This window comes from Streptomyces sp. NPDC004561 (assembly GCF_053602155.1).
This window is the reverse complement of the sequence record NZ_JBSGDB010000032.1, coordinates 18,902-36,415: the sequence shown is the minus strand read 5'-3', so window position 1 is coordinate 36,415 and position 17,514 is coordinate 18,902. Positions and strand designations below refer to the sequence as shown.

Sequence of the window (17,514 nt, the reverse complement as noted above, 5' to 3'; positions counted from 1 at the left end):
GCCCCGGCCCCCGGTCCGCGCCGACGGTGAAGGGCTCGGTGCGGGTGAAGCCGTTGCGCTCGTAGTACGCGACGAGCTTGCCGTCGGAGCCCGCGTAGCAGTCCACGCGCAGCAGGGAGATCCCGGCCCGCCGGGTCTCCCCGGCCGCGTGGGCGAGCAGCGCGGCACCGGCGCCCAGGCCCCGGAAGCGGCGGTCGGTGGCGAACAGATGGATGTACCGCTCGGGCTCGCCGGCGGGCTCCAGATAGGGGCCGGGCCGCTCGGCGAGCGTGAGGGTGGCGGCGGGCGTGCCGTCCACCTCGGCGAAGAACGGCACGCCCTCGGCGGCGTACCGGTGCACCAGCTCCACGCCCCGCGCGTTCGCCGACCACGGCTCGGTGCCCCACTGCCCGGTGCGGCCCTGTGAGACCAGCCACTCCACGGCGCTGTCGAGCATGCCGAGGATCAGGGGAGCGTCGTCGGGGCCGCCTCGGCGGATGGTGATCGTCATGGGCTCATCATGGCGGCGCCCGTCTGGGAAGGTGAAGGCATGAGACTCTTCGCCGCCGTGCTGCCGCCGGACGTCGTCGCCGGTGAACTCGCCGCCGAGGTGGCCCTGTTGAAGCGGCTGCCGGGCGCCGACGGCCTGCGCTGGACGGGCCGTCCCGGCTGGCACTTCACCCTGGCCTTCTACGGCGAGGTCGCCGACGACCTGGTACCCGCCCTGTCGGACCGTCTGTCCCGCGCGGCGCACCGGACGGATCCCTTCGAGCTGGCCCTCTCGGGCGGCGGCCAGTTCGGCCGCGGCAAGGCGCTGTGGACCGGGGCCTCGGGCGACCTGGAGGCGCTGCGGCTGCTGGCGGACCGCGCGGAGGCGGCGGCCCGGAAGGCCGGGGTGCCGATGGGGGAGCACCGCCGCTACAAGGCCCATCTGACAGTGGCCCGCAGCCGGGACACGGTCGACGTGCGGCCGTATGTGGCGGGGCTCACGGAGTTCACCAGCAGCACCTGGACGGTGGCCGATCTGGCGCTGGTGCGCAGCAACCTGCCGAGGTCCGGGGTGCCGGGGGAGCAGCCCCGGTACGAGGCGGTCGCCCGCTGGGCACTGGGCGCGTCCGGTTAGGCTCGATGTGTGGACCCGAAGACCCGGAACCGGATCATGGCCGGTGCGCTTGTGTTGATGCTCGTGGTGGTCGTCCTGGCGGCGGCCGTCAGGTAGCGCCCGGGCGTCCGGCCGCCGGCGGCGCCCGCGCGGCGGGGCCGCATGCCGCATGCGACCCCGCCGTCCCCGGGGCGTCGTCCGTCACGGAGCTGCCCGGAGGACCGGCACTACCAGGCGAAGGCCTCCGGCGACGGCCCGGGACCGGGGAAGATCTCGTCCAGGCCGGTCAGCAGCTCCTCGCTCAGCTCCAGCTCGACCGCCCTGATCGCCGACCCGAGCTGCTCGGCGGTGCGCGGGCCGACGATCGGGCCGGTGACGCCGGGCCGGGTCAGCAGCCAGGCCAGGGCCGCCTCGCCGGGCTCCAGGCCGTGCTTGTCGAGCAGGTCCTCGTACGCCTGGATCTGTGCGCGGGCGGTCGGGTCGGCGAGGGCGTCGGCGGCCCGTCCGGAGGCCCGGCGCCCGCCCTGCACCTCCTTCTTGATCACACCGCCGAGCAGCCCGCCGTGCAGCGGCGACCAGGGGATGACCCCGAGGCCGTACTCCTGGGCGGCCGGGATGACCTCCATCTCGGCGCGGCGCTCGGCGAGGTTGTACAGGCACTGCTCGCTGACGAGCCCGATGGTGCCGCCGCGGCGGGCGGCGATCTCGTTGGCCTGGGCGATCTTGTAGCCGGGGAAGTTGGAGGAGCCGACGTACAGGATCTTGCCCTGCTGGACCAGGACGTCGACGGCCTGCCAGATCTCCTCGAAGGGGGTGTTCCGGTCGACGTGGTGGAACTGGTAGACGTCGATGTGGTCCGTCCGGAGCCGCTTCAGGCTGGCGTCCACGGCCCGCCGGATGTTGACGGCGGAGAGCTTGTCGTGGTTGGGCCAGGCCTCGCCGTCGGCGGCCATGTTGCCGTAGACCTTGGTGGCGAGGACGACCTTGTCGCGCCGGCCCGCGCCCTCGGCGAACCAGTTGCCGATGATGCTCTCGGTGCGGCCCTTGTTCTCGCCCCAGCCGTACACGTTCGCGGTGTCGAAGAAGTTGATGCCCGCGTCCAGCGCCGCGTCCATGATCGCGTGGCTGTCGGCCTCGTCGGTCTGCGGGCCGAAGTTCATGGTGCCGAGGACGAGCCGGCTGACCTTGAGTCCCGTGCGTCCGAGCTGTGTGTACTTCATGGTTCTCCAGCCAACGGCCTGGAGTGCGCTCGAAGCAAGGGCCGCCGGCTAGTCGCGGGGGAAGTCGCCGGTTCTGAGGACGAGGTCGACCACGGTGCCGGTGAGGTCGATGTCATTGCCGAATTCGACCTTCGTCCTGGTGACGTAGTCGCCCTCCTTGGGCTGGGTGTAGACGAAGCACATGCCCTTGTAGGGGTCGGCGATGACGTAGACGGGGACCTCGGCGTTGGCGTACGCCGCTTTCTTGGGGCCGTAGTCGTTGGCGGCGGTGCCCTTCGAAATGACCTCGGCGACGAACTCGACGTCCCTGTGGCACCAGAGGCCCTTGGCGTTCTTGTCGGCACCCTCGCGGACCTTCGCCACGTCCGGGGCGTAACCGTTGAGAATGCCAGGGAAGTCGATGCGAACGTCCGACAGCACATTCACGTCCATGCCGAACTCGTCCTCAAAGGCTCGGACGATCCGGCGGATGATTGCCCAGTGAATGTCCCGCTGCGGCGTCATGTAGACGGTCCCCTCGACGATTTCGAGCTTGTATCCCTCGGGGACGGGCATCTTCTCGAACCGCTCGAAAAACTCGTCGAGCGTGATCGGGTTGTCGCTCTCGGCCATCTCGATCCTGTCTTCAAGGACGGTCACCGTGGCGCTCCTCCCCGGCTGCTCCGTCGATGAGTGCAGCCGCGCGGTTCAACGATACGCACCGTGACCGGGAAGCGCCGGAATCAGGTCAGACAGTTCCGGCCGCGTACGTCTCCCCGACCCCCCACGCCTCCGCCATCGCCCCCGCGAACGCCCCCGCGATCCGGTGCTCGCCGCTCGCGTTGGGGTGGGTGCCGTCGTAGGTGTCGGTGTGGATGTCGTACGGCTCCGGCGGCGAGGCCAGCAGGATCGGGGAGCGGGGCTCGTCCAGGTCGGCGACCGTCTTGGCGAGCAGGACGTTGAACAGGTCCACCTGCTCGGCGAAGGGCGCGTCCATCTCGGCGCGGATGTTCGGGATCACCGGCAGCAGCACCATCCGGATGCGCGGGCCGGCCTCCCGCGCGCCCGCCACGAACGCCCGTACGTTCTCCGCCGTCTGCTCGGCGTTCGTGTAGAAGCCCAGGTCGATCAGGCCGAGGGAGACGAGCAGGACGTCCGGCCGGCACTCCCGTACCGCCCCGCCGATCAGCGGAGCCATGTGCTGCCAGCCCTCGCCCCAGCCGGCCAGGTGGGCGCGGGGGAAACCGGGGTCGGCGTAGGCGTCCGACGTCGGCGCCTCGGCCGTCTTGTCGTACAGCTCCTCGCGCGGGCCGACGAACGTGAACGGTCCGCCGTGGGTGTCGCACAGGTGCCGCCAGAGCCGGTAGCGCCACGTGTGCTCCCCCGCGCTCCCGATCGTCATGGAGTCGCCCACGGGCATGAACCTAAGCATCCGGTCATGATGGACGATCGGTGCGGCGGGTGGGGTGTGAGGCCCGCCACGTGCCGTGCCCCCGGGGCGACCCTCCGGTGAACCCCCGCGCGGAGTGGCAGTCTTGGGGGATGCGCCGATCGTTCGCCGTCCTCGCCGCAGTGCTGCTCGCGGGCGCCTGCGTGCTGCCCGCCTCCGCCGCCGACGGCAACGGCGGCCAGGGGTTCACCTTCAAGGACCCCCGGATCACCGAGTCCAGCGGGCTCGCCGCCTCCCACCTCCATCCCGGCGTCTACTGGACGCACAACGACAGCGGCGACGGGCCGTACATCTACGCCGTGGACGGCCGGACGGGGAAGACCGTCGCCACCGTGACCCTGCGCGGTGTCGGCTCCCCGCGTGACGTCGAGGCCATCTCCGTCGGGCCGCACGACGAGATCTACGTCGGCGACATCGGCGACAACTACGGCGGCAGGTGGCCGTACGTGTGGATCTACCGGCTGCCCGAGCCGAAGGTGCTCGAGGACCAGACCGTCACGGCCACCCAGTACGTGGTGAAGTATGCGAACGGGCCGCGCGACGCGGAGTCGCTGGTCGTCCACCCGAAGACCGGACGCGTCTACATCATCGACAAGAAGGAGGACGGCGGGCACCTGTACGAGGGCCCGGCCACTCTCTCCGCCTCCGGCGCGAACACCTTCCGGCCGGTCGCCGCCGTCGACCTCTGGGCCACCGACGCCGCCTTCTCGCCCGACGGCCGGCAGCTCGCCGTGCGCGGCTACTTCGGCGGGATCCACTACGCCTGGAACGGCGGCCGGATCAAGCGGGAAGGGCGGCTCGACGTGCCCCTGCAGGGGCAGGGGGAGGGCATCACGTACTCCGTCGACGGGAGCAGGCTGCTGTACAGCAGCGAGGGCGCGGACAGCGCCGTGGAGGTGAAGGACGCGCCGGGCCGGGAGGACAAGTCCCCGGCCCCCGGCGGGAGTTCGGCGGGCATCCCGAGCACCGGCGGCATGGGCCTCAAAGTGGGTGCGGCCGTCGTCGCCGTCGGGGCGGCCGCCCTGTTCGGGCTGCGGCGGCTGCGCCGCCGCTGAACCCGCCCCGCGTCGCCGTGTCCGGCCCTCAGCCGCGCACCGGCACGATTCGGTGCACCCGGCGGGGTTTGGGGGCGTCGAGCAGACTGACGCCGTTGTAGACCCGGCCCCGGAGGAAGAGCACGGGAGCGGCCACGAACGTGACGAAGACCGAGACGACGCTGACGGGGAACAGCACCGGCAGCGACTGGCCCTCGGGCAGCGTACGACCGCCCTCGTGCACGGCGTAGCCCAAGGCCGCGAAGAAGACGATCACGCACAGGGCGGCCAGGGCCAGCAGGACGGCGCCGGTGCGGCGGGCACGGGCCTCGGTGCGGACCTCGGCCAGCAGGGAGGCGTCGCACACGGGGCAGGTCAGCTCCACCGTCTGCTTGCCGGTCTCCGGCCGGCGGACCCGGTACACGTTGTCCTTCCAGGTGATCCGGCGGGTCCGGGTGAGGAAGCCGGTCGTTTTGTCGCTGAGGATGTGGCGCACCGCCGCCTCGACCGTGCCAGGTATGGGTCTGTTCATGCCCCGTGGTTCCCCTTCGTTCGCATGGCCCGTTCCGAGCGCATGGGGCTCACAGTTTCGGGCTCGCGACGAAGGGGACTCAACGGCTCGCGGAAGGCTTTGCCCTGACCATGCCTTCCGCCCAAACCAGCAGGTTCTGCACGGGAGTTGCTACAGCTTCTCGATCACGTGGTCGATGCACTTGGTCAGCGCCTCGACGTCCGCCGGGTCGATCGCCGGGAACATCGCGACGCGCAGCTGGTTGCGGCCGAGCTTGCGGTACGGCTCGGTGTCCACGATGCCGTTGGCGCGCAGCACCCGGGCCACGGCGGCGGCGTCGACGTCGTCGGAGAAGTCGATCGTGCCGATGACCTGGGAGCGCTTGGCCGGGTCGGTGACGAACGGGCTCGCGAACTTCACGTCCTCCGCCCACGTGTACAGCGTGCGCGAGGAGGCGGCCGTACGGCCCACCGCCCAGTCCAGGCCGCCCTGGCCGTTGAGCCACTCCAGCTGCTGGTTCAGCAGGAACAGGGTGGAGAGGGCCGGGGTGTTGTACGTCTGGTTCTTGCGGGAGTTGTCGATCGCGGTGGGCAGCGAGAAGAACTCCGGGACGTGCCGGCCGCTCGCGTGGACGCGCTCGGCGCGCTCGATCGCGGCCGGGGAGAAGACGGCGAGCCACAGGCCGCCGTCGGAGGCGAAGGACTTCTGCGGGGCGAAGTAGTAGACGTCGGTCTCGGCGACGTCGACCGGGAGGCCGCCCGCGCCGGAGGTGGCGTCCACGAGGACGAGCGCGCCCTCGTCGGCGCCGGCCACACGCCTGATCGGCATGGCGACACCGGTGGAGGTCTCGTTGTGGGTGAAGGCGTAGACGTCGACGCCCGCCTCGGCCTGCGGCTCGGGGTGGGTGCCGGGCTCGGAGGCGAGGACCGTGGGCTCGGCCAGCCAGGGGGCGAGCTTGGCGGCCTTGGCGAACTTGGAGGAGAACTCACCGAAGTTGAGGTGCTGGGACTTGTTCTCGATCAGTCCGTGGGTGGCGATGTCCCAGAAGGCGGTGGAGCCGCCGTTGCCGAGGATCACCTCGTAGCCCTCGGGCAGGGAGAACAGCTCGGAGATCCCCTCGCGGACCTTGCCCACCAGGTTCTTGACGGGCGCCTGGCGGTGGGAGGTGCCGAGCAGGGAGCTTCCGGTCGCGGCGAGGGCGTCCAGCGCCTCGGTCCGCACCTTGGAGGGGCCAGCGCCGAAACGTCCGTCGGCGGGCTTGATGTCAGCGGGAATCTGGATGTCGGCCACGAGTCCGAGGCTAGCCGCTGGGCGAAACGGGACGGAACCGTGTCCGTCGGATGAGACGAGATCGCCAAGAGGTGATCTTGTCTGGTTGTACGACGATCGCGGTGGGGCTGTGGACAACTCGCGGTGACTGTCGGTGATCGGATGCATCCTGGACGCATGACGGATCACTCGGGTCTCGAAGCGGAACTGCGCGGGTCCGTCCGGGGAGAGGTCGGCTTCGACGCCACCGCCCGGGCGCTCGTGACCATGGACGCGTCCAACTACCGCCGTGTCCCCGCAGGAGTCGTCGCCCCGCGGGACGCCGACGACGTGGCGGCGGTGCTGGAGGCGTGCCGGGCGCGCGGGGTGCCGGTGGTGGCGCGCGGCGGGGGCACGTCGATCGCCGGGCAGGCGACCGGCACGGGCGTGGTGCTGGACTTCACCCGGCACATGAACGGCCTGCTGGAGCTGGATCCGGGCAGCCGCACGGCCGTCGTGCAGCCGGGGCTCGTCCTGGACCGGCTCCAGGAGGCCGCCGCGCCGCACGGGCTGCGGTTCGGCCCCGACCCCTCGACGCACAGCCGGTGCACGCTCGGCGGGATGATCGGCAACAACTCCTGCGGCTCGCACTCGGTGGCCTGGGGCACCACCGCCGACAGCGTGCGGGAACTGTCCGTCCTCACCGCGCGCGGACACCGGCTGCGGCTCGGACAGGGCTGGGCGGGCGCGCCCGAGGGACTGCGGGAGCTGGCCGAGAGCGACCCGGCCCGGCTGCGCACCGGCTTCCCGGACCTGCCCCGCCGCATCTCCGGGTACGCGCTGGACGCGCTGCTGCCCGAGAAGGGCGCGGACGTCGCCCGCTCCTTCTGCGGCTCCGAGGGCACCCTCGGCATCCTCACCGAGGCGGTCGTGCGGCTGGTGGAGGCGCCCCGCGCGCGAGCCCTGGCGGTGCTGGGGTACGGCGACGAGAGCGCCGCCGCGGAAGCCGCCGCCGGACTGCTGCCCTACGGCCCGCTGACGGTGGAGGGCATGGCGGCCGACCTGGTGCCGCCCGGGGCCGGGCTGCCCGAGGGGGCGGCCTGGCTGTTCGTGGAGACGGGCGGGGGGACGGCGGCCGAGGCCCGCGCGCGTGCGGAGGCGATCGTCCGCGCGGCCGACGTGGCCGGCTCGCTCGTGGTGACCGACCCCGCCGCCCAGCGGACCCTGTGGCGCATCCGCGAGGACGCGAGCGGTACGGCGACCCGGATGCCCGACGGCAGCGAGGCCTGGCCCGGCTGGGAGGACTGCGCGGTGCCGCCCGCCCGGCTCGGCCCCTATCTGCGGGACTTCCGCGCCCTGCTCGCGGAGCACGGGCTGCGCGGCACGCCGTACGGCCACTTCGGTGACGGCTGCATCCACGTCCGCATCGACTTCGACCTGCTCACCGGGCCCGGTGTCGGCCGCTTCCGGCGCTTCTCGGAGGAACTGGCCGACCTGGTCGTGGCGCACGGCGGATCGCTGTCCGGGGAGCACGGCGACGGCCAGGCCCGCGCGGAGCTGCTGCCGCGCATGTACGGCGCGGAGACCGTCGGGCTCTTCGAGCGCGCCAAGGCCGTCTGGGACCCCGACGACCTGCTCAACCCCGGGATGCTGGTCCGCCCGGCCCCGCTCGACGCGAACCTCCGCTTCGCGGTGCTGCCCCGCCGGCCCGTCGACGTGGCCTTCGGCTACCCGGCCGACGGCGGCGACTTCCGCGCGGCCGTCCGCCGCTGCGTCGGCGTCGCCAAGTGCCGTACGACCACGGCGGCCGGCCCCGAAGTGATGTGCCCCTCCTTCCGGGCGACCGGCGACGAGGAGCACTCCACCCGAGGCCGGGCCCGCCTGCTGCACGAGATGCTCGCGGGCGAGCTGGTCACCGACGGCTGGCGCGCCCCCGAGGTGCGGGACGCCCTCGACCTGTGCCTGTCCTGCAAGGGCTGCCGCTCGGACTGCCCGGTCGGCGTCGACATGGCCACCTACAAGGCGGAGTTCCTGCACCACCACTACGCGGGCCGCCGGCGCCCCGCCGCCCACCACAGCATGGGCCGGCTGCCCGAGTGGCTCGGCTGGGTGGCCCGGACGCGCACGGCTCCCCTGCTCAACGCGCTCGCCTCGGTGCCGCCGCTCGCGTCCGTGGCGAAACGCCTGGGCGGGATCACGCCGGAGCGGCGGATCCCCCGGCTGGCCGCGCGGACGTTCAGCGGCTGGTGGCGGCGCAGAGAGCCCGGCAGGGACACCGGGGACCTGGTGGTGCTGTGGCCGGACACCTTCACCGAGCATCTGTCCCCCTCGGTCGGCCGGGCCGCCGTCCGGGTCCTGGAGGAGGCCGGCCTGCGGGTGGCCCTCCCGCCGACGCTGCTGCCGCGCCGGGGAGCGATCGGCGACGGCCGGACCGGGGCGGCGACCGCACTGCTCGGAGCCCGCCGGGCCCGGGTCTGCTGCGGCCTGACCTACGTCTCCACCGGCCAGCTCGACCGCGCCCGAGCGGTCCTGCGCCGCACCCTGGACCTGATGGAGCCGGTGCTGCGGGCCGGGGTCCCGGTCGTCGTCCTGGAGCCGAGCTGCGCGGCGGCCCTGCGCACCGACCTTCCGGAACTCCTGCACGACGACCCGCGAGCCGCCCGGCTGGCGGCGGCGGTCCTCACCTTCGCGGAAACCCTGGAACGGCACGTCCCCGACTGGACCCCGCCCGCCGTCGGCCGCCCGGTCGCCGGCCAGACCCACTGCCACCAGCACGCGGTCCTCGGCGACACCGCCGACCGCAGGCTGCGCGCGGCGGCGGGCCTCACCGGGAAACTCTCCGGCGGCTGCTGCGGTCTCGCGGGCGACTTCGGCTTCGAGAAGGGCCACTTCGAGGTGTCGCGAGCCTGCGCGGAGGACCAGCTCCTGCCCTCGGTGCGCGAGGCCCCCGCCGGGACGGTCGTCCTGGCGGACGGCTTCTCCTGCCGGACCCAGCTGGACCAGCTGGCCGGCATACGGGGCCGCCACCTGGCAGAGGTACTGGCCGAGGCGTTGGACAGGAAGACAGGGGGGTGATTCGCCCGGCGCTGAGGGCGTTCTCAGGTTTGCGGAACAACTCCCAGCTTTTCCCAGGGGATTCACAGCGGTCCTTTGCTGTTTTTGCCTTTTGCGCGCCGGGTGGGCGTGTAGGTTCTTCGATGTCGAGAGCCGGACGCGGAATTCTCGGAACACAGAACTGCGAACACCAGGAGTCGGAATGAGCTTCAAGAAGCTTGCCCCGCTGCCCCCCAAGCCCAAGTCGAAGCAGCTGCCCCCGCCGCCCCCGCCGAAGCCGAAGAAGCACGCGCACAAGCCGCTGCCGAAGCCGCTGCCCGGCCAGGGCCACTGATCCGGCGGTGAACTGAAAGGGGCCGACGGTGCACCGTCGGCCCCTTTTTCCTTTTCCCGTGCCGAGGAGAACGGCCGGGATGTGCGACGGAAAGCGGAGGGAATGTGAATGGAATTCGATGAGGACGGCGGAGCCGATGACGAGGACGCCCCGACCATTTCGGCCCGCACCGCGTTCCGCCGTTTCTGGCCCCTGACCGCGGGACTGCGCCGCCCGCTGCTGCTGGTGTGGCTGTGCACGGTGCTCGCCGCGCTCGCCGAGACCGAGGCCATCCTGCTGTTCGGCGATCTGACCGACAACGCCCTGCGCAAGGGCTCGCCGGCCGCGTTCTGGGACCCCGCCGCGAAGTGGCTGGGGATCGCGGTGGCCGGCGCCGTCGTCGCCTACGCGGGCAACTCCCTCGCCGCCTGGGTGACCGAGCGGTTTGTGATGCGGCTGCGCGAGCGGGTCTTCGACCACGTCCAGCAGCTGCCCCCGCACTTCTTCCAGCGCCACCGCCAGGGCGACCTGCTCTCCCGGCTGACCGGCGACGTCGAGGCGATCGAGACGATGGTCGTGTCCGGTCTGGTCGGCGCCGCATCCGCGGCCTTCTCCGCCCTCTTCTACGCGGCCGCCGCGTTCTGGCTGCGCTGGGACCTGGCCGCCGCCACCTTCGTACTGGCGCCCCTGTTCTGGCTGGCCGCCCGCCGCTTCTCCGGTTCCCTCAAGGACGTCTCCCGCGCGGGCCGGGTCGCCGACGGCGCGATCACCTCCGTGGTGGAGGAGTCCCTCGGCAACATCGTCCTCACCCAGGCCTACGGCCGCCGGGACGCCGAACGCCGCCGGCTGCACGCGGAGGCCACCGTGTGGTTCCGCGCCTCGGTCCGCGTCACCCGGCTGAACGAGGCCTACGAGCAGCTCGTGCAGGTCATCGAGACGGTGTGCGTGCTCGCCGTGATCGGCATCGGCGTCTGGGAGATCTCCACCGGCCGGATGACCCTCGGCCGGCTCCTCGCCTTCGCCGCCTTCCTCGGCTACCTGTACCCGCCCGTGCGGGGCCTCGCCCAGCTCGGCCTCACCGTCACCGCGGCCACCGCGGGCGCCGAGCGGCTCATCGAGATCCTGGACGCCGGGCCGTCGGTCACCGATCCGCGCCGGCCCACGGACACCGGCCGCCCGGACGGCACGGTCGAGGTCCGGGACGTGTCCTTCCGCTACCCGGGCGCCGGGCGGACCGCCCTGGAGGGCCTGTCCTTCACGGCCGGCCCCGGCGAGCTGGTGATCGTCACCGGCCCGAGCGGCGCCGGCAAGTCCACCGTCTCCAAGCTCCTCCTGCGCTTCTACGACCCCGACGCCGGGCACGTCCTGCTCGACGGCGTCCCCCTGCGCGACTTCCCGCTGGCCCGCCTGCGCGAGTACGTCACCCTGCTCCCGCAGGAGACCCTCGTGCTGCACGACACGGTCCGCGCCAACATCGCCTGCGGCCGGCCCGGCGCAAGCGACCGGGCGATCGAGGACGCGGCGAGGGCGGCCGACGCGCACGAGTTCATCGTGCGGCTGCCCGACGGCTACGACACCGAGGTCGACCCCCACTCGGCGCGACTGTCCGGCGGCCAGCTCCAGCGCCTGGCCATCGCCCGCGCGATCCTGCGCGACGCCCCGGTCCTGGTGCTGGACGAGCCGACGACCGGACTGGACGCGATGGCCGCCCGCCGCGTCGTCAAGCCGCTGCGCCGGCTGATGGTCGGCCGTACGACGATCATGATCACCCACGACCTCAACCTCGCCCCCGACGCCGACCGCATCCTCGTCGTCGACCGCGGCCGCATCGTCGAGAGCGGCCGCCACGAGGAACTCCTCGCCCGGGGCGGGGCCTACGCCAGGCTGCACCGCTCGCAGAACAACGCGGTCATGGACACCGGCGAACTGCGGCTGCCGCTGTGGGAGGAGCGGCCGCAGCGGGAGCACGTCCCCGGACACCAGCAGCCCTGGCCCGGCATCTGAGAGAGAAGCGTCTCACCATCCAGGACAGTTCCATCCCGGGTTCACACTCCTGACGAAGTCTATTACCCTGGACCGTGTAGTACATGGAGATGTACATGATCTGACCCGAGCACCAGGACCGCCGTGAGCACCGTCAACACCCCCAGCACCGCCTCCTCGACGTCCGCGACGACGCCGGTGCCTCCGCGTACCCCCGGCCGCCTCGGCTCACTCGGCCCGGTCGGCCTGGTGCTCGCAGGCGGCGTCTCGGTGCAGTTCGGCGGCGCCCTCGCGGTGACCCTGATGCCCCGCGCGGGAGCGCTCGGCGTCGTCACCCTGCGCCTGCTCGCGGCGGCGGTGGTCCTTCTGCTGGTCTGCCGCCCCCGGCTGCGCGGCCACTCGCGCGCCGACTGGGTCACGGTGATCGTCTTCGGCGTCGCCATGGGCGCCATGAACGGCCTCTTCTACGAGGCGGTGTCCCGCATCCCCCTCGGCCCCGCCGTCACCCTCGAAGTCCTCGGCCCGCTGACCCTCTCGGTCCTGACCTCCCGGCGTGCGATCAACCTGCTGTGGGCGGGCCTCGCCCTCGGGGGCGTGTTCCTGCTCGGCGGCGGGGGCTTCAGCGACCTGGACCCGGTGGGCGTGGCCTTCGCCCTGGGGGCCGGCGCCATGTGGGCGGCGTACATCGTCTTCAGCGCCCGTACGGGCCGCCGCTTCCCGCAGGCGGACGGGCTGGCGCTGGCCATGGCGGTCGCGGCCCTGCTCTTCCTGCCCCTCGGCGTCACCGCGGCCGGCAGCCGCCTCCTGAACCCCGTCACCCTCGGCCTCGGCTCGGCGGTGGCCCTGCTCTCCTCGGTCCTGCCCTACACGCTCGAACTCCTGGCCCTGCGCCGTCTGCCCGCGTCCACCTTCGCCATCCTGATGAGCCTGGAGCCGGCCCTCGCGGCGACGGCCGGCTTCCTGGTCCTCGGCCAGTCCCTCTCCCTGACCGAGGCGGCGGCGATCGCCCTGGTGATCGGGGCGAGCATCGGGGCGGTGCGGACGCAGGTGGGGCGGGGCAAGGTGCCGCCGCTGCCGGTCGAGGGCCAGTAGCCGCGGACGTCCTCGCGGACGGTCAGCCGGCGGGCTTCTCCCACACGGACACGTGCTGCCGGCTGTCGCTGGTGAACGGCTCCCGGGTCCAGCCGTCCCACCGCTCCCGCGGCCGCAGCCCCGCGAGCCGGGCCATCAGGTCCAGCTCGGCCGGCCACACGTACCGGAACGGGATGGCGCGGTAGGTGCCGCGGCCGTCCGCGACCCGCACGTGGTGCGAGCTGACCGACTGCGTCGCCACGTCGTAGAGATCGAAGCCCAGCCGCCCCCCGTCCACCCGGAACGGCACGGTGTTCTGCCCCGGCGGCAGCCGCCGCAGATCGGGCACCCCGACCTCGACGACGAAACACCCGCCGGGCTCCAGATGCTCCGCGACGTTGCGGAAGCACTCCACCTGGGCGTCCTGCGAGGTCAGGTTCATGATCGTGTTGAAGACCAGGTAGGCGAGGGAGAAGCCGCCGTCGACCCTCGCGGTCGCGAAGTCCCCGATCGTCACCCCGATCGCGTCCCCGCCCGGCTTGGCCCGCAGCCGCCGCACCATCGCCCGGGACACGTCGACACCGTGCACCTCGACCCCGCGCCGGGCCAGCGGTAGCGCGATCCGCCCGGTACCGATCCCCAGCTCCAGCGCCCGGCCACCGTCCCCGGCCAGCCCCGCCAGGAACTCCACGGCCGGCTCCACGACCCCGGCCTCGAACATCTCCGCGGCCGACTCGTCGTACGCCGCCGCCACCGACTCCCCGAAGTAACCATCGCCATCGACCACCGGCCGACGGTACTGCGGCAGGCCCCCGAGGCGCCCGCGCTTTTTCAGTGCCCGACCGACTCCAGGAAGGCGGTCCAGGCGGCGGCCGGGAAGAGGAGGGCGGGGCCCTGCCGGTCCTTGGAGTCGCGGACGGCTATGTCTGGGGTGAGGTTGGCGACTTCGACACACTGGCCGCCGGTGTCGCCGCTGTACGAGGACTTACGCCAGGTCGCGCCCGTCAGGTTCCGGTTCGTTTCCATAACGCTCCTCCATCACGCGCGTGATCAGTGCCGCCGAGTCCTCAGCGGAGAGCGCCACGGCCTGAAGTTGATCGTAACGGACCGAACCCTCCTTGACCGCTTGAGGATTGGCCGTCATATGACCCTGCACGAAGTCCTCGGTGTAGACGATGTCCGGGTCCTTCTCGAAGCGGAGCAGGGCGAACGAGCCCATGAGCCCGGTATGCGCACCGGCCGAGAACGGCAGCACCTGAACGCTCACCCATGAGCGACGCCGGAGGGCCGCCAAGTGTGCGAGTTGCTGCCGCATGACGTCCCGGCCGCCGACTTCCTGACGCAGTACGGCCTCGCTGAGCACCACCCAGGTGGCCGGCGGGTCCTCCCGGTCCAGGATCCGCTGCCGCTCCAGTCGCGCGGCCACCTTGGCCTCGAGTCCCGCGTCGTCACGCAGGCCCAGCACGGCACGCGCGTACGGCTCGGTCTGCAGCAGTCCGTCCACCAACTGCGCCTGAAAGGTGGAGATGTAGGTCGCTCTCGCCTCCAACTCCGCATACGGCTGGAACCAACTCGGCAGCTGACTCCGCAGTACCAGCCCGACCAGCCGTGAGAACAGGCCGTCCGTCCCGAGTGCCGCGTCCACCCGTTCGGAGAACTCCCGTTGCGGGACCCTCGCCGCCGTCTCGATCTGGCCGATCAGGGAGCCGGTGCAGAAGACGATCGACCCCAGCTGGGCCAGCGTGAGGCCGGCCGTCTCCCGGGCGCGGCGCAGCTCGTAGCCGTAGTAGTCCAGCGGCGACGCGCTCGGGTCCAGTTCCCGGCTTCGCACAGTCACCACCTCCAGTGACCCAGGGTAGTGATATGTGCGCGCACGGGAGTCATGGTCGGGGGAAAACGGTCCGCGCGGGGAGCCGGGCGGGCAGGTGGGTCTCATGGACGACGCCGAAGGCACCCCACGCCCCCTGAAGGTCATCGCACGCGGCCGGGCCGTGCTCGCCGACCCCCGGATCAACCGCGGTACGGCGTTCACCGACGGGCAGCGCCGGGCCCTGGGCCTCGTCGGGCTGGTCCCGCCCGGGGTGCTCACCCAGGACCAGCAGGCGGATCGCGCCTACGCCCAGTTCCGGGACCAGCCGAACGACCTGGCCAAGAGCGTCAACCTGACCAATCTGCACGACCGCAACGAGGTGCTCTTCTACCGGCTCGTCGGCGACCACCTCGAAGAGATGCTGCCGATCGTCTACACGCCCACCGTGGGCACGGCCATCGAGCGCTACAGCTACGAGTACCGCCGCCCCCGGGGCGTGTACCTCTCCGTCGACGCCCCCGACGACATCGAGCGCTGCCTGCGCGCGAGCGGCCTCGGCGCCGGCGACGTCGACCTGATCGTCGCCACCGACGGCGAGGGCATCCTCGGCATCGGCGACTGGGGCGTCGGCGGCATCGACATCGCCGTCGGCAAGCTCGCCGTCTACACGGCCGCCGCCGGCATCGACCCGCGCCGCACCCTGCCGGTCATGCTGGACGTGGGCACCAACCGCCAGGAACTCCTCGACAACCCCCTCTACCTCGGCAACCGCCATCCGCGCGCCGACCGCGACGCCTACGACGCCTTCATCGACGCGTACGTGACGGCCGCCGGCAGGCTCTTCCCGGACGCCCTGCTGCACTGGGAGGACTTCGGCACCGCCAACGCCCGCCGGATCCTGGAGCGTTACCGCGACCGGGTGTGCACCTTCAACGACGACATCCAGGGCACGGGCGCCGTGAACCTCGCCGCCGTGCTGTCCGGCGCGCGGGCCGCCGGTGTGCCGCTGCCCGAGCACCGGATCGTGGTGTTCGGCGCGGGCACGGCCGGTGTCGGCGTCGCCGACCAGATGCGGGACGCGCTGCTCGCCGAGGGGCTGTCCGGTGCCGAGGCCACCGCGCGGTTCTGGTGCGTCGACCGCTACGGACTGCTCGTCGCCGGCCAGGGCGACAGGCTGCGGGACTTCCAGGTGCCGTACGCCCGCCCGGCGCGAGAGGTCGCCGGCTGGCGGCGCGACGAGGACCTGTCCGGCATCCCCCTCGACGAGGTGGTCCGTCGGGTCCGTCCCACCATCCTCATCGGCACCTCCGGCCAGGGCGGCGCCTTCACCGAGGACATCGTCCGCGAGATGGCCCGGCACACCGGGCGGCCGATCGTCCTGCCCATGTCCAACCCGACCGCCCTCGCCGAGGCCACCCCGGCCGACCTTCTCGACTGGACGGACGGCAAGGCCCTGGTGGCCACGGGCAGCCCCTTCGCGCCGGTGGAGCGGAACGGGACGACGTACGAGACCGGGCAGGCCAACAACGCCCTGATCTTCCCCGGTCTCGGCCTCGGTGTGATCGTCGCGCGGGCCGCCCGGGTCACCGACGGGATGCTGCGTGCCGCGGCGGACGCGGTGGCCCGCCGCACCGACGACACGGACGTCGCGCGGCTGAACGCGCCGGTTCTCCCGCCGATCCGCGACCTGCGCGCCACCTCGGAGGCGGTCGCCGTCGCCGTGGTCCGCGCGGCGATGGACGAGGGCGTGGCCCGGGCCGGCCTGGACGACGTCGAGGCGGCGGTGCGGGCGGCGCGCTGGGAGCCGGTGTACCCGCCGGTGGAAGCGGTCTGAGCGGCGGCCCCTCGCCGGTGGCGGCTCCACCCGTCAAATTCATGCAAGCACGCTTGATTGTTTCTGGGTCCGCTGCCATGCTCCCCCCATGGCCGACCCGACGCCCGTCATCGACGACCTGCGTGCCGAGAGCGACGAACTGGATCGACTCGTAGCGGAGTTGACCCCCGAGCGGTGGGAGCTGACGACGCCCGCCCCCGGCTGGACCGTCGCCCACCAGATCGCCCACCTCGCCTGGACCGACCGATCGGCGCTGCTCGCCGTCACCGACGCGGAAGCCTTCCGCGCGCTGGTGGAGAAGGCGCTCGCCCGACCCGACTCGTTCGTGGACGAAGGGGCGGAGGAGGGCGCCCGGCTCCCGGCCGCCGACCTCCTCTCCTCCTGGCGCGACGGGCGGGCCGCCCTCGACCGGGCCCTGCGCGCGGCGTCGCCCGGCGCGCGTTTCCCCTGGTACGGGCCGCCCATGTCGGCCGCCTCCATGGCCACCGCCCGCCTCATGGAGACCTGGGCCCATGGACTGGACGTGGCGGAGGCGCTCGGCGTCACCCGCGCCGCCACCGACCGGCTGCGGCACATCGTCCGGCTCGGCGTGCGGACGCGGGACTTCGCCTTCGGCGTCCACGGACTCACCCCGCCCGTCGAGGAGCTCCGCGTGGAACTGGTCGCGACGTCCGGCGAGTTGTGGACCCACGGCCCGGAGGACGCCCCGCAGCGGGTCACCGGCCCCGCCCTCGACTTCTGCCTGCTCGTCACCCAGCGCGCCCACCGCGACGACCTCGCGCTGAGCGCCGTGGGCCCGGACGCGGACCGCTGGCTGGACATCGCCCAGGCCTTCGCCGGGCCGCCCGGCACCGGCCGCCCGGCGAAGGAGGGCCCGGCATGACGGCCCGTCGTGCCGACGCCGGGCGCCCGCCGAAGGGGGCCCA

17 protein-coding genes are annotated in these 17,514 nt (G+C 72.6%); 8 read left to right on the top strand and 9 right to left on the bottom strand.

The genetic code is table 11. The features are described 5' to 3' along the window. A partial coding sequence (locus ACWEN3_RS07080) for a GNAT family N-acetyltransferase (protein ID WP_452966717.1) occupies nt 1-490 on the bottom strand: 490 nt, incomplete at its 3' end. A gap of 39 nt (nt 491-529) precedes the next feature. On the opposite strand from ACWEN3_RS07080, the gene thpR reads away from it, so the two are divergent. Continuing rightward, nucleotides 530-1,102, top strand: coding sequence for an RNA 2',3'-cyclic phosphodiesterase (gene thpR, locus ACWEN3_RS07075; RefSeq protein ID WP_452966715.1), 573 nt, complete (start codon nt 530-532; stop codon nt 1,100-1,102). Nucleotides 1,103-1,308: 206 nt separating this feature from the next. Here thpR and ACWEN3_RS07070 read toward each other — a convergent pair whose 3' ends face one another. From ACWEN3_RS07070 to ACWEN3_RS07060, 3 genes are all read right to left on the bottom strand, one after another. Continuing rightward, complete coding sequence (locus ACWEN3_RS07070; RefSeq protein WP_452966712.1) at nt 1,309-2,301, bottom strand: aldo/keto reductase; 993 nt, start codon at nt 2,299-2,301, stop codon at nt 1,309-1,311. A 48-nt stretch (nt 2,302-2,349) separates the two neighbouring features. Next, nucleotides 2,350-2,940 (bottom strand): Uma2 family endonuclease, encoded by a 591-nt coding sequence (locus ACWEN3_RS07065; protein ID WP_452966710.1) that lies wholly within the window; start codon nt 2,938-2,940, stop codon nt 2,350-2,352. An 88-nt stretch (nt 2,941-3,028) separates the two neighbouring features. Then, a complete protein-coding gene (locus tag ACWEN3_RS07060) occupies nt 3,029-3,712 on the bottom strand; it encodes an SGNH/GDSL hydrolase family protein (protein WP_452966708.1) in 684 nt (227 codons plus the stop codon). A 110-nt stretch (nt 3,713-3,822) separates the two neighbouring features. Here ACWEN3_RS07060 and ACWEN3_RS07055 point away from each other — a divergent pair, with 110 nt between their 5' ends. Further along, entirely contained in the window at nt 3,823-4,785 is a 963-nt protein-coding gene (locus ACWEN3_RS07055; protein WP_452966705.1) for a WD40 repeat domain-containing protein, read from the top strand. Nucleotides 4,786-4,813: 28 nt separating this feature from the next. Here ACWEN3_RS07055 and ACWEN3_RS07050 read toward each other — a convergent pair whose 3' ends face one another. Both ACWEN3_RS07050 and serC read right to left on the bottom strand, forming a co-directional pair. Next, the gene (locus ACWEN3_RS07050; RefSeq protein WP_452966703.1) at nt 4,814-5,296 is read right to left on the bottom strand and encodes a hypothetical protein; all 483 of its coding nucleotides are present in this window, start codon (nt 5,294-5,296) and stop codon (nt 4,814-4,816) included. 150 nt (nt 5,297-5,446) lie between these two features. Beyond that, entirely contained in the window at nt 5,447-6,565 is a 1,119-nt protein-coding gene (gene serC, locus ACWEN3_RS07045) for a phosphoserine transaminase (protein WP_452966700.1), read from the bottom strand. Between the two features lie 156 nt (nt 6,566-6,721). Between serC and ACWEN3_RS07040 the strand changes: the two genes are divergently transcribed. The 4 genes from ACWEN3_RS07040 to ACWEN3_RS07025 all read left to right on the top strand — a co-directional run bounded on the left by ACWEN3_RS07040 (nt 6,722) and on the right by ACWEN3_RS07025 (nt 12,965). Continuing rightward, nucleotides 6,722-9,598 (top strand): FAD-binding and (Fe-S)-binding domain-containing protein, encoded by a 2,877-nt coding sequence (locus tag ACWEN3_RS07040; RefSeq protein WP_452966697.1) that lies wholly within the window; start codon nt 6,722-6,724, stop codon nt 9,596-9,598. A gap of 181 nt (nt 9,599-9,779) precedes the next feature. Beyond that, entirely contained in the window at nt 9,780-9,911 is a 132-nt protein-coding gene (locus tag ACWEN3_RS07035) for a hypothetical protein (protein WP_452966694.1), read from the top strand. Nucleotides 9,912-10,019: 108 nt separating this feature from the next. After that, on the top strand, nt 10,020-11,894 hold the full coding sequence (locus tag ACWEN3_RS07030; protein WP_452966692.1) for an ABC transporter ATP-binding protein: 1,875 nt from the start codon (nt 10,020-10,022) through the stop codon (nt 11,892-11,894). Between the two features lie 123 nt (nt 11,895-12,017). Further along, the gene (locus ACWEN3_RS07025) at nt 12,018-12,965 is read left to right on the top strand and encodes an EamA family transporter (protein ID WP_452966689.1); all 948 of its coding nucleotides are present in this window, start codon (nt 12,018-12,020) and stop codon (nt 12,963-12,965) included. A 22-nt stretch (nt 12,966-12,987) separates the two neighbouring features. Here the strand turns inward: ACWEN3_RS07025 and ACWEN3_RS07020 are convergent, their stop codons facing one another. The 3 genes from ACWEN3_RS07020 to ACWEN3_RS07010 are packed head-to-tail and all read right to left on the bottom strand — an operon-like array spanning nt 12,988 to nt 14,775. Beyond that, entirely contained in the window at nt 12,988-13,731 is a 744-nt protein-coding gene (locus ACWEN3_RS07020) for a class I SAM-dependent DNA methyltransferase (RefSeq protein ID WP_452966687.1), read from the bottom strand. Nucleotides 13,732-13,775: 44 nt separating this feature from the next. Beyond that, nucleotides 13,776-13,970, bottom strand: a complete 195-nt coding sequence (locus ACWEN3_RS07015) for a DUF397 domain-containing protein (protein WP_452966684.1) — start codon at nt 13,968-13,970, stop codon at nt 13,776-13,778. After that, complete coding sequence (locus tag ACWEN3_RS07010; RefSeq protein WP_452966682.1) at nt 13,930-14,775, bottom strand: helix-turn-helix domain-containing protein; 846 nt, start codon at nt 14,773-14,775, stop codon at nt 13,930-13,932. The genes ACWEN3_RS07015 and ACWEN3_RS07010 overlap by 41 nt, the downstream gene beginning before the upstream one ends. Nucleotides 14,776-14,878: 103 nt before the next feature. On the opposite strand from ACWEN3_RS07010, the gene ACWEN3_RS07005 reads away from it, so the two are divergent. Together ACWEN3_RS07005 and ACWEN3_RS07000 are read left to right on the top strand one after the other, a co-directional pair. Then, on the top strand, nt 14,879-16,588 hold the full coding sequence (locus ACWEN3_RS07005; protein ID WP_452966679.1) for an NAD-dependent malic enzyme: 1,710 nt from the start codon (nt 14,879-14,881) through the stop codon (nt 16,586-16,588). Between the two features lie 88 nt (nt 16,589-16,676). Next, a complete protein-coding gene (locus ACWEN3_RS07000) occupies nt 16,677-17,471 on the top strand; it encodes a TIGR03084 family metal-binding protein (protein ID WP_452966677.1) in 795 nt (264 codons plus the stop codon). Nucleotides 17,472-17,514: the final 43 nt, after the last annotated feature.